This is a genomic window from uncultured Pseudoflavonifractor sp. (assembly GCF_944387275.1).
GTDB classification, from domain to species: domain Bacteria; phylum Bacillota; class Clostridia; order Oscillospirales; family Oscillospiraceae; genus Pseudoflavonifractor; species Pseudoflavonifractor intestinihominis.
Genome location: NZ_CALXEG010000015.1, coordinates 1 through 20,875, shown reverse-complemented (window position 1 = coordinate 20,875; position 20,875 = coordinate 1). Strand labels below are relative to the sequence as shown.

The window sequence follows — 20,875 nt, the reverse complement described above, 5'->3', positions numbered from 1 at the left end:
GCAATGGACTCCGTCCTGATCTCCGGCATTTCCCTGGCCGTTCTTATCGGCGTGATCGCCCTTGGCTTTCTGAAAAAATGGAATGTAGGCATTCTCTCCTTCGGCGCCGCCCTGCTGATGGGAATGGCGGCCGGCATGACCCAGAAGCAGATCGTGGCCGGCTTCAACACCTCGCTGTTCATCATCCTGCTGGGCTCCATGTTCCTCTTCGGCATCGCCCAGATCAACGGCACCATGGACCTGCTGGCCAAGAAGGTGGTGGCCCTGGCGGGCGGGAGAGGGTGGTCCGTGCCCATCTTCATGTTCCTGCTGGGCGCCCTGGTGGCCGCCCTGGGCCCCGGCACCATCCCCGGCTTCGGCATCGCGGCCATGTTCGGCGTGCCCCTGGCCCTGGAGATGAAGGCCGACCCCTTCCTGTTCTGCACCATCGGCCAGATGGGGGCCATTGCCGGCGGCATGGTGCCCTGGGCCCCCACCGGCGTGGTGGGCATCACCAAGGCCGCCGAGGCGGGATACACCGAGAATGTGGCCCTGCCTCTGTTCCTCAACACCCTGCTGGGCACCCTCTTTGTCTCGGTCCTGCTGTTCATCCTCTACCGGGGCTGGCGGGTCAAGGGCAGCGCGGACCGCAAGAGCTGGAAGGACATCCCCAGGTTCAACCGCAACCAGTGGCTCACCCTGGCGGCCATTCTGGTCATGGTGGTGTGCGTGGTGGTGTTCAAGACCGACATCGGCCTGACCTGCTTCCTGCTGGCCTGCATCCTGGTGGCCCTGAAGGTGGCTGACATCCGGGAGGGCGTCCAGTCCATCCCCTGGAACACCATCCTGCTGATCACCGGCATCGGCGTGCTGATGAACGTGGTCATCACCGCCGGCGGCATCGAGCTGCTGGCCAGGGGCCTTGCCAGCATCATGATCCCCCGCACCGCCCCCGCCCTCATCGCCCTGGCCTCCGGCGTCATGAGCTGGTTCAGCTCCACCTCCGGCGTGGTCATGCCCACCATGATCCCCACCGTGCCCGCCATCCTGTCCAACCTGGGCCCCGGGGCCGCCTCCATCCCGCCCATGCTGATGGTGTCCGCCCTGACGGTGGGCTCCTCCTGCGCCGGTATCAGCCCCGCCTCCACCGGCGGCGGCCTCATCATGGCCTCCCTGGCCGGCGACCTGAAGGACCACAACATCCCCCTGGACCACAACAAGCTCTTTATCAAGCTGTTCCTCACCTCCATCTTCTCGGTCATGATGGCGGTGCTCTTCGCCTTCATCGGCGGCTATAATTTCACGCCCTACGGCTGATAGGGCAGCAAGGAGGAAATTTTATGGGAATGACCATAAGTGAAAAAATACTGGCGCGGGCCTCCGGCCGGTCGTCGGTCAAGGCGGGCGAAATCGTCTGGGCCAAGGTGGACAAGGCCATGATGGACGACATCCTGGGCCCCCGGGTGGAGATTGCGGAGAAGCTGAAGCTGCTGGGCGCCAAGGTCTGGAACCCGGACCGGGTGACCATTATCTCCGACCACTACACGCCCCCCGCCAACGCCAAGCAGGCGGAGATCGTCAAGTTCACCCGGGAGTGGGCCTGTGAGAACCATGTGGAGCACTACTACGAGTTCGCCGGTCCCTGCCACCAGGTGATGGTGGAGAAGGGCCGGGTGGCCCCCGGCGAGGTGGTGGTGGGCACCGACTCCCACACCTGTACCTACGGCGCCCTGGGGGCCTTCGCCACCGGCATCGGCTCCACCGAGATGCTGGGCGTGCTGGCCACCGGCGAGATCTGGCTCAAGGTGCCCCAGACCATCCGCCTGCGGTTTGACGGCGCCCTCCAGCCCGGGGTCATGGCCAAGGACGTGGCCCTGCGGGCCATCGGCACCGTGGGCCACAACGGCGCCACCTACAAGGCCATGGAGTTCTGCGGCTCCACCTTCCGGTCCATGATCATGGATGAGCGGCTGTGCGTGGCCAACATGGCGGTGGAGGCGGGGGCCAAAAACGGCCTCATCCCCTATGACAGCATTACCCAGGCCTATCTGCGGGAGCTGGGCGTGGACGGCGGCTGGCCCTGCGAGAGCGACCCGGACGCGGTGTACTGTCAGGACCTGCACTTTGACGCCAGCGCCCTGGAGCCCCTGTGCGCCTGCCCCCACGAGGTGGACAACGTGGCCCCGGTCCGCCAGGTGACCGATGTTGCCATCCATCAGGCCTATCTGGGCTCCTGCACCGGCGGACGGTATCACGACCTGGCCCAGGCGGCCAGCCTCCTCCGGGGCAGAAAGATTGCCAAGGGCATTCGCCTGCTGGTGTCTCCCGCCTCCCGGGAGATCTGGGAGCGCTGCGCCCGGGAGGGCATCCTCACCACCCTCTCCGAGGCGGGGGCCACGGTGCTGGCCTCCAGCTGCGGAGCCTGCCTGGGCATTCACTCCGGCGCCATCGGCGCCGGGGAGGTGTGCGTGTCCGCCACCAACCGCAACTTCATCGGGCGCATGGGCAGCAAGCAGGGCCAGGTCTATCTGGCCTCCCCCCTCACGGTGGCCGCCTCCGCCCTCACCGGACGGCTCACTGACCCCCGGGATATCTGTTAACGGAAAGGAGGCCCCCTTATGTCACATCTGATTTACGGCACCGCCCTGAAATACGGCGACAACATCAATACCGACATCATCTCTCCCCCGGCCTACATGGAGCTGCCCATCGAGGAGGCGGCCCGGTACGCCATGAGCCCTGTGGAAGACACCTTTGCCGCCCGCTGCAAGCCGGGCGACCTCTTTGTGGCCGAGAAGAACCTGGGCTCCGGCTCCAGCCGGGAGACCGCCCCCCTCACCCTCCGGGCCCTGGGCATCAAGACCATTGTGGCCCAGTCCTACGCCCGTATCTTCTACCGCAACTGCATCAATCTGGGCATTCTGGCCATCGAGTGCCCTGAGACCGACAAGATCTCCGAGGGCGATAAGCTGGAGATCGACTACCAGAACGGCGTCATCCACAACCTGACCACCGGCCGGGAGCTGCCCTGTGACCCCATCCCCAGCCATATCATGGACCTGGTGGCCCGGGGCGGGCTGGTGGAGTACCTGAAGGGACGCATCAAGACATCATAAGGAGGTAACGTTATGCACCCTGAAATGGAGGCCCTGCGCTGCGCCATTGTCCGCGGCGGCACCAGCAAGGGCATTTTTATCATGAAGAACGAGCTGCCCGCCGACCCCGTCCTGCGGGACAAGGCCATTCTGGCCATCTACGGCAGCCCCGACCTGCGGCAGATCGACGGCCTGGGCGGCGCGGACACCCTTACCAGCAAGCTGGCCATCATCGGCCCGGCCACCAAGGAGGGCGCCGACGTGGACTACACCTTCGGCCAGGTGAGCATCACCGACCCCTTTGTGGACTACGGCGGCAACTGCGGCAACATCTCCTCCGCCGTGGGCCCCTTTGCCATTGACATGGGCCTGGTGGAGGCGGTGGAGCCGGTGACCACGGTGCGCATCCACCTGACCAACACCGGCCGCATCCTCACCGCCCAGGTCCCCGTCAGGGGCGGCAAGGCGGCGGTGGAGGGGGACTTCGCCATTGACGGCGTACCCGGCACCGGCGCCCGCATCACCCTGGACTGGTCGGACGTGGTGGGCGGCATCACCGGCCGCCTGCTGCCCACCGGCAGCCCCAGGGACGTGATCCAGGCCGGCGGCAGGGACTACTGCGTGTCCGTGGTGGACGCGGGCAACGTGGTGGTGTTCATCCGGGCCGAGGAGCTGGGCCTCACCGGCACCGAGACCCCCGCCCAGATCGACGGCGACCAGGCCCTCATGGACCGCATTGAGGAGATCCGGGGCAAGGTCTGCCAGAAGATCGGCCTGGTGGAGCGGTGGGAGGACGCCAGGCGGCTCACTCCCTACCAGCCCTTCTTCGCCATGGTGAGCGCCCCCGCCGCCCACACCTGCTTCAACGGCGTGGAGGTGGCGGCCGACCAGGTGGACGTGGTATCCCGGCTCACTTTTATGCTCAAGATGCACAAGGCCTACCCGGTCACCGGCACCGTGGCCACCGGCGCGGTGGCCCGGGTACAGGGCAGCGTGGTGTGGGATCTGCTCAGCGACAAGGCCAAGGCGGACGGCGTGCTCCGCATCGGCCACCCCTCGGGCATCATCCCCATCGAGGCCCTGGCGGACAGCGCGCCCGGCCGCACCGAGATCAAGAAGCTGGGCGTGTACCGCACCGCCCGCATGATTATGGAGGGACAGGTCTATGTCCGGAAGGAGGTGTTCCATGGCTGAGTCCAGAAAAATCCGGCTGGTGGAGGTGGGCCCCCGGGACGGCCTCCAGAACCTGAAGGACTATCTGCCCGTCCGGGAGAAGCTGGCCCTCATCGACGGCCTGATCCAGGCCGGGGTGTCCCACCTACAGATCACCTCCTTTGTCAGCCCCAAGGCCATCCCCCAGATGCAGGACGCCGAGGAGGTGGCCCGCACCTGCCTGGAGCGCTGTCCCCAGGCCGATCTGTTCGCCCTGGTGCCCAACCTGCGGGGGGCCCAGACCGCCCAGCGGCTGGGCATGAAGAAGGTGGCCAACGTCATCTCCCTCAGCGAGAGCCACAACAAGGCCAACATCAACCGCACCCGGGCCCAGTCCCTGGAGGAGCTCTCCCGCATCCGGGACAGCCTGCCCGAGCTGGAGGTGTGCGTGGACGTGGCCACCGCCTTCGGCTGCCCCTTTGAGGGCCGGCCCGCCCGACAGGCCCTGCTGGACTTTGTGGGCCAGGTCCACCAGCTGGGCGTCCGGACCTTCTGCCTGTGCGACACCATCGGCGTGGCCGACCCGGCCCAGGTCCGCGGCTCCCTGACGGCGGTGAAGGCCGCCTTCCCCGACAGCGCCTTCCAGGTCCATATCCACGACACTCGGAACATGGGCATGGTCAACACCCTGGCCGCCATCGAGTGCGGCGCCGACGGCGTACAGTCCACCCTGGGCGGCCTGGGGGGCTGCCCCTTTGCCCCCGGCGCCTCGGGCAACACCGCCACCGAGGATCTGGTGTACATGCTCCACCTGATGGGCTACGACACCGGCATCGACTTCGACCGCCTGCTGGCCCTGGCCAAGTCCTTCCACGCCGCCGTGCCCGGCAATTACAGCAGCCACCACATCCATATCGCTCAGAACCCCTGCTGCTGAGCCCCGAAATCCATACCGTGAAGGGCTGCAAGCCGCTGTTTTCCTCCGAAAACAGCGGCTTGTCCCTTTTGGGCCGGCCGGAAAGGGGATTCCACGGTATTCCAGGCGGTTTCGGATTGTCCGTCGGCAGAATTCCTGATATAATGTCCAAGCCCCGGCGCGGTCCGCTCCGGGGTGAGACACGGCGCAGGCCGTATCTTTTTAAGGAGGCATTTTTATGATTCAGGAAGAATTCGCGCAGATTCTCTCCTTTTATCAGGGCCGGGGCGTGGCCAGCGACCAGAATGAGCTGGTGGCGCTGCTGCGGGAGACCCAGGAACTGTACGGCGGCGTCATCCCCCAGCACGCCCTGGACGAGATCGCCCGCGTCCTGGGCTTCCGGGAGACCTTTCTCCCGGCTGTGCTCAAGCGCTACCCCTCCATCAAGACCGAGGCGGTGCGGCACAGTCTGACCGTGTGCCAGGGCCCCTCCTGCGGGCGGCGGCGGGAGCTGCTGGACTTTCTGTCTAGGGAGTACGGCGTGGAGCCCGGCGGCGTGGCTCCGGCGGGCTTCCGGCTCCAGACCGGCGGCTGCATGAAAAACTGCGGCAAGGGTCCCTGCGTCCGGTGGGACGGCGTTGTCCACACCGGCATGACCCCGGACGCCCTCCGGGCCCTCATCGAGAAGAAATGAGCGAAGCGGACCCCGGCCTGCCTTTCGGCAGGCCGGGGTCCGCTTTTTTCAAAAAATCTTTTGTAAATAGTTGTACAGGGCCAGGTGCCAGCTCTCCCAGGAGTGGGACTGCATGGGGAACACGTCAAAATTGGTGTTCACGCCGCTGGTCAGCCGGGGCTCCAGCTCCAGCAGGGCGGCGTAGTCCTGAAGCTGTCCAGGCAGGGCGAAGTCCAGGGTGCCGCTGGAGACATACAGGTAGTGGATGGGGTAGTCACCAAAGGCCTCGGACTGGATGGTCTCCCGGAAGTAGTCGGCGCTGGTGCGGCTGCCGCTGAAGGTGCCGAACCAGGAGAAGTAGTCCAGGCTGCCGCAGAGCACCGAGTGATAGGTGGTCACTGCCCCACGGGACAGCCCGGCAAAGGCCCGGTGGTCCCGGCTCTCGGCAAAGCCCTGCTCGTCGCAGGTAGCGGCGTAGGTGGAATAGCGGCTCTCCACGGCGGGCATCAGGTCGTTGCGCAGCTCCTGGGCAAAGGAGTAGGTCAGCTGGTCCAGGTCGCCGGCGCAGTCGTCCTCCACATAGAAGGTGGGGGTGACGATGATGAGGGGCTCGATCACCCCCTGGGCGATGAGCTGGTCCACCATGTCCTTGTTCTCGCTGTGCTCCACCAGCCAGGCCCGCTCGGTGTCGCCGGTGCCGTGGAGCAGGTAGAGGATATTGTACTGGGTATCCGGGTCGTACCCGGCGGGCAGATAGACATAGGCCGTCTTTTCCACCTCCCGCTGGTCAGTGGCGTAGGCCTTGGTCTGGTAGGTCAGCTCCTCCACCGTCCCTCCCTGCTCACAGGGCTGGGAGAACCGGTCGGGCACCGCCCAGATGGCCCGTCCGGCGGTCTGTACCGCCCGGCTGGACGCCGCGCTGCCCTGCCAGAAGGCCAGGCCGCCCACCAGCACCACCGCCAGCACCACCACGGTCCAGATTCTGGGCCGGCGGGGCGGGGTCTTGTGGCGGAGCTGGAACACGGTGCCGGCAACGGCGGCAATCAGGGCCACACCTGCCTGGACGAAGAAGCCCAGGTTGAAGAGGGTGGTCTCCAGGTAGTTGGTGGTGATGCCCAGCATCAGCCCCGGCACGGCCACCGCCAGCAGCAGGGCGGGCAGGCGGCTCTGCCAGGCCAGCAGACACACAAGCAGGAAGAGCACCTCAAACAGGCACAGGTTGATCAGGGGCAGGGCGCTGGCCAGCAGGGCGTAGCGCACCACATCCACCACCGCCACCAGGGCGATGAGAACTATGGCCAGCAGGCAGATGCCCTCTGCCCCAATGGCTTTCTTTTTTCCTTCAGGCGTATGCAAGGCTGGTGCCCCCTCAGTCCTTGGCGGGCCACACAGTGGCCAGGGCAGCGGCGATGACGGTGACCACCAGCAGCACGGCGCTGGCAATCCAGGAGGCGCTCAGGCCGTCCATGTTGATTTTGGAGAGGATGTCGCCGATTTCGTCAAAAGCCAGGTCGATAAACACGGCCAGCCCGGCCAGGGCGCAGACAAAGGGGAGGTACTCCAGAAAGGAAGCCTTCCGGACTGCCACGGCCACCAGCTCCAGCACAGCGGCGGCAGCCAGCAGAATGATAATGGCGGGCGCGTTTTCCCGGGCCTTGGCGCCGGCGTAGACAATGGCGGTCACCACAGCCAGCACAGCGGCGGCCAGGGGGAGAATACTGCTCTTATTCAACATCTTTTTCATGGTATTGTGTTACGCCTCCTTCTTTTTTCCCAGGCTGCCCCGGACCAGCACCACCACGGCGGCCAGGTCGATGACGGCCAGCACGGCAATCACAGCGTAGGCCGCGGCCTCCCAGTAGGGGGTGGTCTCCACCACGTGCGCCGTAGGGGACAGGCCGTTGACGCCAATGCTGTCGGCCAGATTGTAGAGGATGATATGGCAGGCCTCCCGCAGGTTCTCCAGCAGCTTGGCGTCGGTGGAGGCCTGGTTGATGACGTGGGCATAGAACACAGTGCCCGAGGTGGCCCACATGGTGCTGCCGTTCTCCAGGCCGGCAAAGACGCTCTGGAGAGTGGTATTGATGGCAATATCCGTGTCGATAATGGCGGTGGAGCCCCACTCAGTGCGGACAATGTCTTTCATCAGGCCCGCGCAGGCGCCCGACCAGGTGCAGCCGATGCGGTTGAAGGAGCCCATGGTGCCCTTGACGGCGCCCTCGGTAAAGGCGGCCTCAAAAGCCTTCAGGTAGATCTCACGGATGGCCTGCTCGTTGGAGAAGGTGCAGATGCCCTGCCGGTTGGTCTCCTGGTCGTTGAGGGCGAAGTGCTTGATGTAGGGGATGATGCCCTTGCTCTGGAGGCCCTCCACCTCCACCAGGGCCATCTGGCCGGAGAGGTAGCCGTCCTCAGAGAAGTATTCAAAGTTGCGGCCCGCGTAGGGGGTGCGGTGGATGTTGACGGCGGGGGTGTAGGCGCCCTCGGTGTCGGTGCGCAGCCAGTCCTCGCCCATGGCCTCGCCCACCCGGCGGAGCAGCTCGGTGTTGAAGGTGGAGGCCCGGACCACCTCGCCGCAGTAGCCGGTGGCGGTGCTGCCGTCCTCGGTGTAGGTGCGCTGGTTGTTGCCCTGGGGGCCGTCCTTCATGAACATGGCGGGGTAGGCGATGGAGGGAATGGGAGACAGGCCGGAGCCGGTGACGATCTTCACCATCTCATCCACGGTGAGCTGGTTGAGGATCTTGTCCCAGGCCTCCGTGTCGTCAAAGGCCACCCCGGTCATCTTGGCCAGGGTCATCTGGTTGTCCTGGCCGGTGATGATGGAGGAGATATCACTGCTGCCCGGCTCATAGCTGCCCTCGGCGTCGATGTCCGCGATCATCTTGTCGGTGGCGGTCAGGTCGGTATAGGTCTCAGGGAAGGTGGTCCAGTCGCTGCGGGTCAGATAGCCGGTCTCGTAGCCGTAGTACTCCAGGCTGGCGCTGTCCAGCCGGTTGGTGATCTCATTGCCGCTGTAAGACTGGTTGAGCAGCTCCTTGGCGGGGTTGCTCCAGCGGTAGGTCAGGGCGGCGTCGCCCTCATAGTCCATGCCGTCGGCCACGGTCTTGCCCCGGGCGGCCAGGATATTGTTCAGGGCGTCGTGGGCGCCGTTGCCCAGGGCAAAGTAGTAGTCGCCGGCGTCCAGTACGTAGGTCTTGGCGTCCTTGTAGTCGTAGGAGGCCATGTCCTGCCGGTCCACGGTCAGCTCCACCTGGCAGCTCTCGCCGGGCTGGAGCACATCGGTCTTGGCAAAGGCGGCCAGCTGCACAGCGGACTTCTCAATGCCGCCGGCGGTGTAGGGCTGCTGGAGGTAGACCTGCACCACGCTCTTTCCGGCTGCGGTGCCGGTATTGGTGACCTCCACGGTAAGGGTCAGACCATCGCCCCCATCTGGGCGGAGCGGATCTCCTGCTGGTAGGGCTGGCCGTCCTCAGCGCCGTAGCTCAGGCCGTAGCCGAAGGAGTAGCACACCTCGTCGGTGTAGTTCCAGGTGTCGCCCATAAAGGCGCCGGCGGAGGAGGCGGCGTTGGTGCCCGCCGGGTCCAGCACGCTGTCGGCGTAGCGGGTCTCGTAGTACCGGTAGCCCACGTAGATGCCCTCGGCATACACCACATACTTGGTGCCGTTGTTATCCGCGCCGATCTGGGCCTCAATCTCGCTGGCATTGGTGAAGGTGAAGTCCCCGAAGTTCTGCATGGCCGGAGAGGAGAAGGAATCGGCGGCATAGGTGTCCGCCAGATGGCCGGAGGGGTTGATCTCGCCGCACAGGGCCTTGGCCACCGCGCGGGCGCCGCTCTGGCCTACGCCGCCGATCCAGATGCAGGCGTCAATGCCGTACTCCTCCTGGTCCACCCAGCCCAGCTCCATGGCGTTGGAGGTGTTGATGAGGGCGATGACCTTGTCAAACTTGCCGCTGTCCTGGATCTCCCGCAGGACATCCTTCTCCTGCTCCTGGAGGGACAGATACTTGGTGCCGTCGCCAAAGTCGCCGGTGGGCATGTCGGAGCCCTCGCCGCCTACCCGGGAGAAGACCACAATGGCCGCATCGCTGTAAGCGTCGTAGGAATCCCGCACCGCGTCGGTGTACTCGCTGACAGGCACCTCGGCGATAAAGATGTCCTCCGCCTTGGCGCCCATGTAGCTGCCGTTGCTGCGGGTATAGCCGTCCTTGCCGTCATAGCTCTTGTAGAAGTCCCAGACGGTACTGTTGACCTCAAACATGCCGTCGGCCTCCATGGCGTCCTTCAGGTTGACGGCAATGGATGCGTCGATGCCGCCGGCGCCGGTGCCGCCCAGCACCAGGTCCGCCGAGGAGCGGCCGAAGAGGGTCACCTTGGAGCCCTTGGCCAGAGGCAGCGTGCTGTTCTCGTTCTTCAGCAGCACGATACCCTCCCCGGTGACCTCCTCCACCAGGGCGTCGGCCTGGGCCTTCCAGTCCTCCAGGCTCACGCCGTTGTCGGGATAGCGGTCGGTGACCTCCGTTCCGCTCTCGTCCACGGTCTTGTACATGTCGCCGCCTATGGCGCTGCAGATCAGCGACCGGTAGGAGGCTGCGCCGGACGTGACGCCGATGGCCACGGCCAGCAGGGTGCTCGCCACGGCGATGACGCCGCGGGAGGCGGATGCGCTCTTTTTCTTCACTGTGTATTTCCCCTTTCTCCCTGTCTTTTGGGTAAGCTCAACATACCACAAATCAAAGGAGATAGGGGGTGTTGGCAAATCCGTCAGATTTTCTGGCAAATCTGTCGCCGCTCAGGGATTGCCGCCCGGCCTGGGCAGAAGGATGCTCACCACGAACAGCTCCCCCTCCTGGCCGATGTGGAGGGTGCCGCCGTACTTCTCCGTAATGTACCGCACGCTGCGCAGGCCAAAGCCGTGGTAGTCCCGGTTGGACTTGGAGGTGACAGGCAGCCCGTCCCGCATGGGCGGGGAGACGGGGCAATAGTTCTCCGCCCGGATGCAGACAAAACCGTTCTTCTCCGCCACCGTCAGGGCCACGCACCGCCGGGCGGCCGGCTCCACGGTCCGCTCATACTCAATGGCGTTGTCCAGGATATTGCCGAACAGGGAGGCGATGTCCGCCTGCTGGAGGAAGGACAGGGCCTCCCCCTGGGCCATGACGGTCATCTCGATGCGGTCCTCCCGGCAGCGGAGCTGTTTCTCGGTGAGGATCACGTCCAGGGCCTTGTTCCCCGTGTTGCTGCTGGTCTCGTACTGAGCCACCGCCGCCTCAATCTCGGACAGCTCACGGCTGTCGCAGCTGCCCAGAGACCGCATACGCATAAGGGTGATCTGGTGCTTCAGGTCGTGGGCCTTCATGTTGATGAGGTCCATGCTGTTGCGGGTGATCTCGTACTGCTTCTGCTCCTTGCGCATGAACCGCTCCAGCAGCTGGTTCTCCTCCCGGGCATTGCGCAGGGCCAGCAGGCCGTACTGGAGACACAGACCGGCAATACAGCAGAGGATCAGGGGCGGACGGATAATCCACAGGCTGTCGATGCCGTAGCTCTGGAAGAGGAACTGCATGGTGTACACAAAGAGCGCGGAGTCCAGGGAGATGGCGTACACATAGCGCCCCGGCAGGCGGATCTCCCCGCAGCGCTCGGTCTGCCGGGCAAAGAACCACCAGCACGCCCCGTAGACCACCGCGGTGACGGCCAGGGAGAGGCACAGCCATCCAACCTGGCTGAAGGAGGCGGCAAAGGGCTGGTAAATGAGGTTTTCCACATTGTAGGACAGGTTCTGGGTCAGCTGGGCGCCCACGCAGCAGAAGAGCACCTCCCTGAGCCGGGCCCGGAAGCAGAACAGGCACAGCCCCAGGGACAGGAGAAAGATGGTCAGGTAGAAAAAACCGGACACATAGCGGGCGATAAAGTTGGGAATGACCACCGACAGCACTATATAGACCCCTCCCCCTGCCGTCAGCCGCAGCCAGAAATGGCTCCGGCGGGGTAGGGGCCGGGTAAAGATCAGCTCCGCCGCCAGGATCTGAAGCAGATAGCCGTGGTAAAGGGTGATCTGAAACAGGCCCTCTCCCATCATTTCAAAATCCCTCCGCTCATGTACACCGTCAGCCGGTTCCAGAAGTCGTTTTTATAAGTCCGGGCCACCGAGAGGCGCTCCCCCGCCACGGTCACCTCGCTGCCCGACGCCTGCTCCACGTAGGACAGGTTGATGAGCAGCGAGGCGCTGGCGGCGGCAAAGCCGTTGGCCAGGAAGGTGGCGGTGATGTCCCGCATGGACCCCCGCATCCGGTAGTCGCCGGTCTCCGTGTGGAAATAGAGGTAGTGCTTGCTGCTCTCCACGTACCTGATCTGGGAGAAGCGGACGGTCTGAATCCCGTTGGACACGGGGATATGGAAGCTCTCGTCCACCTTGATGTGGGCGATGGCCTTCTCCAGCTTGATCTTGAACAGGTCGTAGGCCAGGGGCTTGATGACAAAGTCCAGGGCGGCCACCTCGTAGCCCCGGATGGCGTACTGGGCCATGCTGGTGAGAAAGATGAGGCACACGTTCTGGTCGGTCTCCCGCAGGCGGCGGGCGGCGTCCAGCCCGTCCATGTGGGGCATGACGATGTCCATGAAGATGATCTGGAAGCGGCCGTCGTACTCGTCCAGGAAGGTGGCACCGTCCCCGAACACCTGGGCCTGGACCGCCTGGTGGGTCTCGGCCCCGAACCGGTGCACATATTCCAGCATCTGATTGGCAAAAATCTCCTCGTCCTCCACAATGGCAATGGAAATCATGCGCTGTCTCCCTCCGTGTCTCCCCGTCCCGGGGTCCCCTGTTTTGTGATTATTTTATTTTATCATAGCCCCGGGGGATATTCCAGCGCCCCACCGGCGGTTTTGCCCCTCCTCCCCGCCGCTTTTCTCTCTTCCGGTTGAATTTTGCACGAAAATTTCTGTGAAACCCCGGCCTACCCCCGTTCTTTGTTGACACTGGGGCGGAAATACGATAAAGTAGTGTCTGCTGAATCGATCCTGCGATGTATTTTCCATGCGAGGGAGGATTTCCCGCCATGTTTGACGGCGTTTTATTTGACCTGGACGGCACGCTGTGGAACGCCACCGTCCGCATCTGCGAGGGCTGGAACCGGGCCCTGGCCCGGCACCCGGAGATCTCCCGGCCGCCGGTGACCGTGCCCGAGGTGGAGGCCACCATGGGCCTGCTCCTGCCCGACATCGCCCGTAAGATCCTCCCCAACGAGAGCGAGGAGACCCGGGCCATGATGCTCCAGGAGCAGGAGGATGAGGAGTTTGTGCTCCTGCGGACCCAGGGCGGCGTGCTCTACCCCGCCGTGGAGGAGACCCTGGCCGCCCTCTCCGCTCGGGCAAAGCTCTTTGTGGTGAGCAACTGCCAGGACGGATACATCCAGACCTTCTACGCCGCCCACAAGCTGGACCGGTATTTCACCGGCTTTGAGTGCGCCGGACGCACCGGACAGCCCAAGAGCTACAACATCGCCCTGGTGGCCCGGCAGTACGGCCTGGAGCGGCCGGTCTACGTGGGGGACACCCTGCTGGACTGCACCTCCGCCCGGGAGGCCGGGGTCCCCTTCCTCCACGCGGCCTACGGCTTCGGCGGCCCCATTGAGGGCGTACCCGCCGTCCGCGCCTTTGCCGACATCCCCGCCGCACTGGCGGCCATGTGTCCCCCCTGAGGGCGCTTTCTCCTGTGTGCTGTATAAAACTGTAGAGAGGTTTGCATCTATGTCAAAATACGAAGCTGAAATTTCCCGCCGCCGCACCTTTGCCATCATCTCCCACCCCGACGCCGGTAAGACCACCCTGACCGAGAAATTCCTCCTGTACGGAGGCGCCATCGCCCAGGCCGGCGTGGTCAAGGGCAAGAAGAACAGCCGGGCCGCCACCTCCGACTGGATGGAGATCGAGAAGCAGCGCGGCATCTCCGTCACCTCCTCGGTGATGCAGTTCCAGTACGAGGGCTTCTGCATCAACATCCTGGACACCCCCGGCCACCAGGACTTCTCCGAGGACACCTACCGCACCCTGATGGCCGCCGACAGCGCCGTCATGGTCATCGACGCGGCCAAGGGCGTGGAGGCCCAGACCCGGAAGCTGTTCAAGGTGTGCGCCATGCGGGACATCCCCATCTTTACCTTCATCAACAAGATGGACCGGGAGGCCCGGGACTCCTTCGAGCTGCTGGAGGAACTGGAGAAGGAGCTGGGCATTGAGACCTACCCCGTCAACTGGCCCATCGGCTGCGGCAAGGAGTTCAAGGGCGTGTACGACCGGGGCAGCAAGAAGATCATCCACTTCACCTCCAACGGCGGCTCCAAGGCGGCCACCGCCACCGAGGTGGAGCTGGGGGACCCCAACCTGGACGACCTGATCGGGGAGCGGCTCCACCGGCAGCTCACCGACGAGATCGAGCTTCTGGACGGCGCCGCCGCCGAGTTTGACCTGGACCGGGTGCGCCACGGCAAGCTGTCCCCCGTGTTCTTCGGTTCCGCCCTGACCAATTTCGGCGTGGAGCCCTTCCTGGAGCACTTTCTCCGCATGACCACCGGCCCCCTGCCCCGCACCGCCGGCGACACTCTCATCGACTCCATGGACGACAGCTTCTCCGCCTTTGTGTTCAAGATCCAGGCCAACATGAACAAGGCCCACCGGGACCGGATCGCCTTCATGCGCATCGTGTCCGGCAAGTTCGAGGCGGACAAAGAGGTCTACCACGTCCAGGGCGGCAAGAAGATCCGCCTCTCCCGGCCTCAGCAGCTGATGGCCGCCGAGCGCGAGATCATTGAGGAGGCCTACGCCGGGGACATCATCGGCGTGTTCGACCCGGGCATCTTCTCCATCGGCGACACCCTGTGCGCTCCGGGGAAGAAGTTCAAGTTCGACCCCATCCCCACCTTTGCCCCCGAGCACTTCCGCCGGGTGCGCAGCCTGGACACCATGAAGCGCAAGCAGTTTCTCAAGGGCATGGAGCAGATCGCCCAGGAGGGCGCCATCCAGATCTTCAAAACCCCCTACTCCGGCATGGAGGAGGTCATCGTGGGCGTGGTGGGCACCCTTCAGTTCGACGTGCTGGAGTACCGGCTGAAGAACGAGTACAACGTGGACCTCTATATGGAGGGCCTGCCCTATGAGTACCTCCGCTGGATCGAGACCGAGGACGGCGAGCCGGTGAAGGAGGAGGACCTGATCCTGGGCGACGGCGTGAAGCTGGTGGAGGACTACAAGGGCAACCAGCTGCTCCTCTTCGCCACCCAGTGGGCCATCAACTGGACCAGCGAGCGCAACAAGCAGCTCACCCTGCTGGAGTTCGGCGGCGGCTGGCAGAAGTAAGTTTATCTGAAACAATCAGGGAGTGTGCTCCGATGCCGGAGCACACTCCCTGATTGTTTCAATCCCGCCTTGCCATCCCTCCTCCGCTCTGCTATGATGGAAAATAACAGCGGATACCCTCTATTTCTGTCAAATCAGGAGGAAGGATCATGGCCGGCTTTACAGACAAGCCACTCAGCGGGCGCAGCGAAGACATCTTTGACGTGGAGAAGTACATCAAGGGCCTGAGCAGCTTTATTCTGGAGTGCGACACGCCCATGACCGTTGCGGTCCAGGGGGACTGGGGCAGCGGCAAGACCAGCTTTATGATGCTCATCCGGGAGGAGCTGGAGGACAAGGTGCTCCCCGTCTGGTTCAACACCTGGCAGTTCTCCCAGTTCAACCTGGGGGACCGGCTGCCCCTGCTGCTGGTGTCCCGGCTGACGGCCTCCCTGGGCCTCAAGGGCATCCAGGCCGACTCCATCAAGAGCTCCCTGCGCACTCTGGGGAGCGTACTGTTCCGGGTTGGCCTGTCGGCGGCCAGCACCGTCACCGGTCTGGATGTGGCGGGCGCGGCGGAGTCCGCCATGAACTCCGAAGAGGAGGACGTGACCGAGGCCATCTCCACCCTGAAGGCCCGGTTCCAGGACTGCGTGAAGCAGGCCCTGAAGGAGCAGAAGAAGGACCGGGTGGTCATCTTTGTGGACGACCTGGACCGGCTGGAGCCGGCCCGGGCGGTAGAGCTGCTGGAGGTGCTCAAGCTCTTCCTGGACTGCGACAAGTGCGTGTTCCTTCTGGCCATCGACTACGCCGTGGTCTCCCAGGGCATCCGGCAGAAGTACGGCGAGAGCCTGGGCATGGACAAGGGCCGCAGCTTTTTCGACAAGATCATCCAGGTTCCCTTCAAGATGCCGGTGGCCCACTACGACATTGAGAAATTCGTCCGGGCCGCCATGGAGCAGATGCGCCTGCCCGTGGCAGACGCGGCCCCCTATGTGGCCCTCATCCGCACCTCCATCGGCTACAATCCCCGCGGCATCAAGCGTCTGCTCAACGCCTTTCTCCTGCTCCAGCGCATCCACAGCGGCGAGCATCTGGATCAGGACCACGAAAAGCGGCTGCTCTTTGCCGTGCTCTGTCTCCAGCTGTCCTACGAGGAGGTATACAACTTTGTGGTCCGCAGCAGCGGCCGGCTGACGCCGGAGTTTTTCAACCAGCTGGCCCAGCCTGAGCGGTACGCCGCCCTGCTCTCCGGCGATGAGCTGGACGAGGACATGGAGGAGACCGACCCCCTGCTCCAGGAGCTGTTTGAACAGTGGGGCCTGGACGGCTCCGCCGATGTGAACCGGATCACCGATTTTATGGAGAGCTTCCGCACCGCCCTGGCGGCCTCCGATCAGGCCCTCACCCGGGAGGATCTGAGGCTGCTGGAGAACATCCTCAATTTCTCCGCCACCACTACCGCCGAGGCGGACGTCCCGGTCAGCCGGTTTATCTCCGCCAACGGCAACACCGGCAAGGGCGTACGCTACCAGAACCGGCTGGACGATACGGCCGCTTATCACAAGATCGACGAGCCCATTGTCTTTGACAATCTGCGGAAGCTCCCCGGCTGGAACGGCTCCCAGCTGGAGGCCTTCCGCCTCTTCGGTCAGGAGACGCCTGTCCGCAAATACAGCGCCCTGCTCACCCAGGTGCTGGACATCCTCTATGAGCGGGACCCGGAGAAATTCCGGGCCATCCAGGCCTCCCCCGCCGCTCACGACCTGTCCACCCTCTTCGACTGCAAACGGGACTCCTCCAAGACAGCCCGGGTACCGAAGGCCGGGGTGGACGTGGAGGTCAACAGCTCCAGCCACACCAAGGTCAACGACCTGCGGAAGATGATGACCGCCATGGGGTACGCCCCCGGCGAGTTGGAGCTGAAGGTCCGGCTGGCCCACCGGGTGGAGCAGGAACGCGCCGATTGAACCGGCAAAAAAGCGCTGTCCCGGTACGGGACAGCGCTTTTTTTGTCTCTCTTTACCCCTGCTGAGCGGCAGTCACGGAATGCCGGGCCTTCTGGACCGCAGCGGCCAGGGCCGGGGCGCAGACAATGGCAACCACAGCGTTGAAGGTGGTGGCGGGCAGCTTGGGCACCAGGGCCGCCAGGGCGGGGCCCGCCTGAAGGCCGCCCAGCAGCAGGCCGTCCCAGGCAAAGCCCTTGAACAGGTACAAAGCCGCGTACACCACCGCGCCGGTCACCGTGCCCGCCAGATTCCAGCCGTACCGCTCACCCCGGCGGCCGGCGCTCCAGGCGATGAGGCCCACCGCCACGCCGTAGGCGCCCTTGGTGATAAAGGTGATCCAGCACTCGGAGATGTACAGGGGGTTGGTCATATCATAGATGGCCGAGCCGATGCCCGCCGCCAGGCCGCCCCCCACCGGGCCCAGGAAAATGCCCGACAGGGCGCACATGATGTTGCCCAGGTGAAAGGACGTGGTGCCCACGTTCACGGGCAGGGTGATCCGCAGGGCGGAGCCCACCGCCACCAGGGCGGCCATCAGGCCCGCCATGACGGCGAACATCAGCTTTTGGTCCCTTGTGTTTCTGGAATTGAGAATCATAACGCTTCCCTCCTGAGGATTGACTTGTACTCTCTGATGCTGTATTATACACGCAACTGGCATCTTTAAAATATCCAGTTTTATTATTTTTTATCAGGTCAGTTTGGAGGCGGTTCTGATGTCCACATCCTTCTTTGTGCCCCAGGAGGGGGCTCTCCCCCTCTACGAGCAGATCTACCGCCGCATGGTGGAGGAGATCCGCACCGGCCGCCTGGCCGCCGGGGAGCGGGCCCCCTCCAAAAGGCAGCTGTGCGCCCAACTGGGGGTGAGCCTGTCCACGGTGGAGACCGCCTACGGCATGCTGGTGGCCGAGGGCTACCTGCAATCCCAGCCCCGGAGCGGATACCGGGTGTGCTCCCTGCTGCCCCTGGACGCTCCGGCGGCGGCCCCTCAGCCCACCGTCTCTGAGCCCGCCCCGGCGGCCCCCGCCCTCAGCGACGTCTTCTCCACCGCCGCCGTGGACACCCACATCTTCCCCTCCTCGGTGTGGGCCAGCCTGACCCGGGAGGCCCTGAAGGACCCGGAGCTGCTCCAGCGGGGGGATCCCCAGGGGGATCTGCCCCTGCGGGAGGCCCTGTGTGACTTTCTCCAGTCCTGTCGGGGCGTGCGGTGCCGCAGCGAGCAGGTAGTGGTGGGCGCGGGCATGGAATACCTGCTCAGTGTGCTCTTCCAGCTCTTTGACCCGGCCACCCCGGTGGCCCTGGAGGACCCGGGGTACAACGCCGCCTACCGCACCCTGGAGAATCTGGGCCGCTCCGCCGTCCCCGTGCCGGTGGACAAACAGGGCATGGTACCCGCCGCACTGGCCGCCTCCGGGGCAGGGGTGGCCTATGTGACCCCCTCCCACCAGTTCCCCACCGGCGCGGCCATGCCCGCCGGACGGCGGACCGAGCTGCTCCGCTGGGCCTACGCCGCCCCCTGCCGCTATATTATTGAGGACGACTACGACAGCGAGTTCCGCTACGCCTCCCGGCCCATCCCCGCCATGCAGGGCATGGACACCGGCGGCCGGGTGGTGTACACCGGCACCTTCAGCCGCACCCTGGCCCCCTCCATCCGCGCCGCCTACCTCATCCTGCCCGAGGCGCTGCTGGAGGTGTACAGGGCCCGGTTTGCCCACGGCGCGTCCACGGTGTCCCGGTTTGAGCAGCAGGTGCTCTGCCGCTTCCTGTCCTCGGGGCAGTACGGGCGGCACCTGCGGCGGGCGGGCAGCCTGTACCGGGCCCGGTGCGCCGCCCTCACCGCCGCGCTGAAGGAGGCCTTTCCCCAGGGCCGGGTGTCTGGAGCCGGGGCCGGGCTCCACTTGCTCCTCACCCTGCCCGGCCGGGATGAAGCCGATCTGGCCGCCAGGGCGGCGGCGGCTGGCTACCGGGTGCGCACCCTGGGGGAGTACTGCCGGGGCGCCTCTCCCCTGCCCGGCTCCCTGGTGCTGGGCTTCGCCGGGCTGGACGTGGCCGCCGCCCCAAAGGCGGTGGGCGACCTGGCCCAGGCCTTCGGCGGCATGTGACATCTCCTCTCCCCCGTGCATAGGATACTGCGGAGGCGGGCGGAGCCTGCCGGACGAGAGGAGGCGGTCGGATGGAAGAGACGGATCGGGAGACCCTGGCGCGGCAGCTCTCAGACGCCGACGGGGCGGTGTTCTTTCTGCTGGTGCTGCTCGGTTCTCTGCTGCTCTCCCTCAGCGCCTCCCTCACCCAACGGCGGCAGCTGTGTCTGGCCCTGGCTGGCAGGACGGAGGAGGCGGCAGCCGTGCCGTCGGTACTGCCGGTGCGGCGGCGGGCCAGCGCGCTGGCCGTAGGGTCCCTGGGCTTTTTCCTCTGTCTGGCCGTCCAGGCCTGGCACAGCCTGACCCCGGAGAGCGGCTGTGCCGCCCGCCGGTCGGCCGGGCGCAACCTGTGGGCCTCCATGCTGGTGCTGGCCGCCGCGGTGGTGCGGCTGGACGACCTGGACGACTCCGCCTCATCTCCCGCCTCCCACACCCTTGCGGGCTGACCGGCCCTGTCAGGAGGAACATTCAATGGCATATTCAGACCTGGAGCTGCTGGCCCGCATTGTCAAGTGCGAGGCGGGCGGCGAGGGACTCAACGGCATGCGGGCGGTGGCCTCGGTGGTGATGAACCGGGTCAACATTACATACGGCGAGTACGGGCGGCTCCACACCGTCCGGGAGGTGGTCTTCCAGCCCCGGCAGTTCGTGTGCGCCATGGAGACCGTGGGTGGACAGTACAACGCCCAGAACCTCTACAACATGTCCCTGGAGCAGACCCACTGGGACGTGGCGGAGTGGGCCATGGCGGGCAACCGCCTGACCAACCTGGGCTTCGCCCTGTGGTTCTTCAACCCGTACAGCCCCGAGTGCCGTCCCTTTTTCCCCTCCCAGGTGGGAGAATTCGCGATCCGCATCGGCGACCACTGCTTCTACAACCCCACCGCCGCCTATGCGGACACCTGAAATCTGGAGGTTATCCCCTATGGCACAGTATTATCCCGGCACAGCAGGAGACACGGCCCTCAACAGCTCCGGCAATGGCGGCTCCCTGGTGGTGCCGCCGGAGGAGAACTTCAACACCCCCGCCATGCAGGGCTCGCTCCAGCAGTTTTTGGCGGACAATCTGGGCGAGTACGTGGTGGTGGAGTTTCTCATCGGCACCAACGCCCTCACCCGGAAGCAGGGCGTGCTCTACTCCGTGGGCCGCAGCGTGCTCACCCTGTACGAGGAGACCAGTCAGACCTTTGTGGTCTGCGACATCTTCTCGGTGAAGTTCGTCACCTTCTATCTCCCCGGTCAGCGGCCCTACCGGGTGCCCGCGGCCACCTACGCCCCGGGCAGCATGTACACCCCCAGTGCGGCCCCCATGCCCGGCGTGGCCATGCCGGGTACGCCGTCCATGCCCGGCACGGGCTGGACCTCCCAGCCCGACACGACCCCCATCACCAACAGCGGCACCGCCATGGGCAGCGCCGCCTGTCCCGGCGGCTTCTGCGGCGGGTACGGCGTGCCCATGTCCGGCTGAACCCGAATCTTTGCGCAAAAAATACCCGCTGCCATGGGACAGGTGCTCATAAGAAAGTGATTTGAAAGAATTATGATTATGGCATCTGTCAGGCAGGATTGGGCAAC

Annotated in this window: 20 protein-coding genes; 13 read left to right on the top strand and 7 right to left on the bottom strand. The window is 64.9% G+C overall.

All coding sequences use genetic code 11. From position 1 onward, the window contains the following. Positions 1-3: 3 nt before the first annotated feature. The 6 genes from Q0K23_RS05460 (at position 4) to Q0K23_RS05435 (ending at position 5,836) form a co-directional block, all read left to right on the top strand. Positions 4-1,296 carry an SLC13 family permease gene (locus Q0K23_RS05460; RefSeq protein ID WP_294518899.1) on the top strand — a complete coding sequence of 431 codons (1,293 nt, stop codon included), beginning with the start codon at positions 4-6 and terminating at the stop codon, positions 1,294-1,296. Positions 1,297-1,319: 23 nt separating this feature from the next. Next, the gene (locus tag Q0K23_RS05455) at positions 1,320-2,579 is read left to right on the top strand and encodes a 3-isopropylmalate dehydratase large subunit (protein ID WP_294518896.1); all 1,260 of its coding nucleotides are present in this window, start codon (positions 1,320-1,322) and stop codon (positions 2,577-2,579) included. A gap of 18 nt (positions 2,580-2,597) precedes the next feature. After that, on the top strand, positions 2,598-3,095 hold the full coding sequence (leuD, locus tag Q0K23_RS05450; RefSeq protein ID WP_294518893.1) for a 3-isopropylmalate dehydratase: 498 nt from the start codon (positions 2,598-2,600) through the stop codon (positions 3,093-3,095). Positions 3,096-3,107: 12 nt separating this feature from the next. Beyond that, positions 3,108-4,268 (top strand): 2-methylaconitate cis-trans isomerase PrpF family protein, encoded by a 1,161-nt coding sequence (locus Q0K23_RS05445; protein ID WP_294518890.1) that lies wholly within the window; start codon positions 3,108-3,110, stop codon positions 4,266-4,268. Beyond that, positions 4,261-5,163, top strand: coding sequence for a hydroxymethylglutaryl-CoA lyase (locus Q0K23_RS05440; RefSeq protein WP_294518887.1), 903 nt, complete (start codon positions 4,261-4,263; stop codon positions 5,161-5,163). Before Q0K23_RS05445 ends, Q0K23_RS05440 begins: the two co-directional genes overlap by 8 nt. Positions 5,164-5,380: 217 nt before the next feature. Continuing rightward, on the top strand, positions 5,381-5,836 hold the full coding sequence (locus tag Q0K23_RS05435; RefSeq protein WP_294518884.1) for an NAD(P)H-dependent oxidoreductase subunit E: 456 nt from the start codon (positions 5,381-5,383) through the stop codon (positions 5,834-5,836). A gap of 48 nt (positions 5,837-5,884) precedes the next feature. Here Q0K23_RS05435 and Q0K23_RS05430 read toward each other — a convergent pair whose 3' ends face one another. The 6 genes from Q0K23_RS05430 to Q0K23_RS05405 all read right to left on the bottom strand — a co-directional run bounded on the left by Q0K23_RS05430 (position 5,885) and on the right by Q0K23_RS05405 (position 12,597). Then, a complete protein-coding gene (locus tag Q0K23_RS05430) occupies positions 5,885-7,171 on the bottom strand; it encodes an esterase family protein (RefSeq protein ID WP_294518881.1) in 1,287 nt (428 codons plus the stop codon). A gap of 13 nt (positions 7,172-7,184) precedes the next feature. Then, positions 7,185-7,559: a hypothetical protein gene (locus tag Q0K23_RS05425; RefSeq protein ID WP_294518878.1), complete on the bottom strand. Its 375-nt coding sequence runs from the start codon at positions 7,557-7,559 to the stop codon at positions 7,185-7,187. A gap of 9 nt (positions 7,560-7,568) precedes the next feature. After that, on the bottom strand, positions 7,569-9,215 hold the full coding sequence (locus Q0K23_RS05420; protein ID WP_294518874.1) for a glycoside hydrolase family 3 N-terminal domain-containing protein: 1,647 nt from the start codon (positions 9,213-9,215) through the stop codon (positions 7,569-7,571). Positions 9,216-9,223: 8 nt separating this feature from the next. Further along, a complete protein-coding gene (locus Q0K23_RS05415; protein WP_294518871.1) occupies positions 9,224-10,492 on the bottom strand; it encodes a glycoside hydrolase family 3 C-terminal domain-containing protein in 1,269 nt (422 codons plus the stop codon). 111 nt (positions 10,493-10,603) lie between these two features. Further along, positions 10,604-11,893 (bottom strand): ATP-binding protein, encoded by a 1,290-nt coding sequence (locus Q0K23_RS05410; RefSeq protein ID WP_294518868.1) that lies wholly within the window; start codon positions 11,891-11,893, stop codon positions 10,604-10,606. Further along, positions 11,890-12,597: a LytTR family DNA-binding domain-containing protein gene (locus Q0K23_RS05405; RefSeq protein WP_294518865.1), complete on the bottom strand. Its 708-nt coding sequence runs from the start codon at positions 12,595-12,597 to the stop codon at positions 11,890-11,892. Before Q0K23_RS05405 ends, Q0K23_RS05410 begins: the two co-directional genes overlap by 4 nt. Before the next feature lie 275 nt (positions 12,598-12,872). Here Q0K23_RS05405 and Q0K23_RS05400 point away from each other — a divergent pair, with 275 nt between their 5' ends. The 3 genes from Q0K23_RS05400 (at position 12,873) to Q0K23_RS05390 (ending at position 17,117) form a co-directional block, all read left to right on the top strand. After that, positions 12,873-13,514 carry an HAD family hydrolase gene (locus tag Q0K23_RS05400; RefSeq protein ID WP_294518863.1) on the top strand — a complete coding sequence of 214 codons (642 nt, stop codon included), beginning with the start codon at positions 12,873-12,875 and terminating at the stop codon, positions 13,512-13,514. A 49-nt stretch (positions 13,515-13,563) separates the two neighbouring features. Next, positions 13,564-15,168 (top strand): peptide chain release factor 3, encoded by a 1,605-nt coding sequence (locus Q0K23_RS05395; protein ID WP_294518859.1) that lies wholly within the window; start codon positions 13,564-13,566, stop codon positions 15,166-15,168. Between the two features lie 149 nt (positions 15,169-15,317). Continuing rightward, positions 15,318-17,117 (top strand): P-loop NTPase fold protein, encoded by a 1,800-nt coding sequence (locus Q0K23_RS05390; RefSeq protein WP_294518856.1) that lies wholly within the window; start codon positions 15,318-15,320, stop codon positions 17,115-17,117. Positions 17,118-17,169: 52 nt separating this feature from the next. On the opposite strand, the gene Q0K23_RS05385 is transcribed toward Q0K23_RS05390, so the two are convergent. Next, positions 17,170-17,754 carry an ECF transporter S component gene (locus Q0K23_RS05385; protein ID WP_294518853.1) on the bottom strand — a complete coding sequence of 195 codons (585 nt, stop codon included), beginning with the start codon at positions 17,752-17,754 and terminating at the stop codon, positions 17,170-17,172. 118 nt (positions 17,755-17,872) lie between these two features. Between Q0K23_RS05385 and Q0K23_RS05380 the strand changes: the two genes are divergently transcribed. The 4 genes from Q0K23_RS05380 to Q0K23_RS05365 all read left to right on the top strand — a co-directional run bounded on the left by Q0K23_RS05380 (position 17,873) and on the right by Q0K23_RS05365 (position 20,768). Further along, entirely contained in the window at positions 17,873-19,261 is a 1,389-nt protein-coding gene (locus Q0K23_RS05380; RefSeq protein ID WP_294518850.1) for a PLP-dependent aminotransferase family protein, read from the top strand. A gap of 71 nt (positions 19,262-19,332) precedes the next feature. Beyond that, a complete protein-coding gene (locus Q0K23_RS05375) occupies positions 19,333-19,746 on the top strand; it encodes a hypothetical protein (RefSeq protein ID WP_294518847.1) in 414 nt (137 codons plus the stop codon). A 25-nt stretch (positions 19,747-19,771) separates the two neighbouring features. Then, positions 19,772-20,206, top strand: a complete 435-nt coding sequence (locus tag Q0K23_RS05370) for a cell wall hydrolase (protein WP_294518844.1) — start codon at positions 19,772-19,774, stop codon at positions 20,204-20,206. Positions 20,207-20,225: 19 nt separating this feature from the next. Continuing rightward, positions 20,226-20,768 carry a hypothetical protein gene (locus Q0K23_RS05365; RefSeq protein WP_294518842.1) on the top strand — a complete coding sequence of 181 codons (543 nt, stop codon included), beginning with the start codon at positions 20,226-20,228 and terminating at the stop codon, positions 20,766-20,768. Positions 20,769-20,875 lie beyond the last annotated feature (107 nt).

Excerpts from the sequence above, each read along its gene's own strand:
- Q0K23_RS05455 (WP_294518896.1), top strand. The coding sequence starts at position 1,320 with ATGGGAATGACCATAAGTGAAAAAATACTGGCGCGGGCCTCCGGCCGG.
- Q0K23_RS05395 (WP_294518859.1), top strand. The coding sequence starts at position 13,564 with ATGTCAAAATACGAAGCTGAAATTTCCCGCCGCCGCACCTTTGCCATC.
- Q0K23_RS05410 (WP_294518868.1), bottom strand. The coding sequence starts at position 11,893 with ATGATGGGAGAGGGCCTGTTTCAGATCACCCTTTACCACGGCTATCTG.
- Q0K23_RS05370 (WP_294518844.1), top strand. The coding sequence starts at position 19,772 with ATGGCATATTCAGACCTGGAGCTGCTGGCCCGCATTGTCAAGTGCGAG.
- Q0K23_RS05385 (WP_294518853.1), bottom strand. The coding sequence starts at position 17,754 with ATGATTCTCAATTCCAGAAACACAAGGGACCAAAAGCTGATGTTCGCC.
- Q0K23_RS05400 (WP_294518863.1), top strand. The coding sequence starts at position 12,873 with ATGTTTGACGGCGTTTTATTTGACCTGGACGGCACGCTGTGGAACGCC.
- Q0K23_RS05405 (WP_294518865.1), bottom strand. The coding sequence starts at position 12,597 with ATGATTTCCATTGCCATTGTGGAGGACGAGGAGATTTTTGCCAATCAG.
- Q0K23_RS05440 (WP_294518887.1), top strand. The coding sequence starts at position 4,261 with ATGGCTGAGTCCAGAAAAATCCGGCTGGTGGAGGTGGGCCCCCGGGAC.
- Q0K23_RS05380 (WP_294518850.1), top strand. The coding sequence starts at position 17,873 with ATGTCCACATCCTTCTTTGTGCCCCAGGAGGGGGCTCTCCCCCTCTAC.
- Q0K23_RS05390 (WP_294518856.1), top strand. The coding sequence starts at position 15,318 with ATGGCCGGCTTTACAGACAAGCCACTCAGCGGGCGCAGCGAAGACATC.
- Q0K23_RS05425 (WP_294518878.1), bottom strand. The coding sequence starts at position 7,559 with ATGAAAAAGATGTTGAATAAGAGCAGTATTCTCCCCCTGGCCGCCGCT.
- Q0K23_RS05445 (WP_294518890.1), top strand. The coding sequence starts at position 3,108 with ATGCACCCTGAAATGGAGGCCCTGCGCTGCGCCATTGTCCGCGGCGGC.
- Q0K23_RS05365 (WP_294518842.1), top strand. The coding sequence starts at position 20,226 with ATGGCACAGTATTATCCCGGCACAGCAGGAGACACGGCCCTCAACAGC.
- Q0K23_RS05435 (WP_294518884.1), top strand. The coding sequence starts at position 5,381 with ATGATTCAGGAAGAATTCGCGCAGATTCTCTCCTTTTATCAGGGCCGG.
- Q0K23_RS05460 (WP_294518899.1), top strand. The coding sequence starts at position 4 with ATGGACTCCGTCCTGATCTCCGGCATTTCCCTGGCCGTTCTTATCGGC.
- Q0K23_RS05375 (WP_294518847.1), top strand. The coding sequence starts at position 19,333 with ATGGAAGAGACGGATCGGGAGACCCTGGCGCGGCAGCTCTCAGACGCC.
- leuD (WP_294518893.1), top strand. The coding sequence starts at position 2,598 with ATGTCACATCTGATTTACGGCACCGCCCTGAAATACGGCGACAACATC.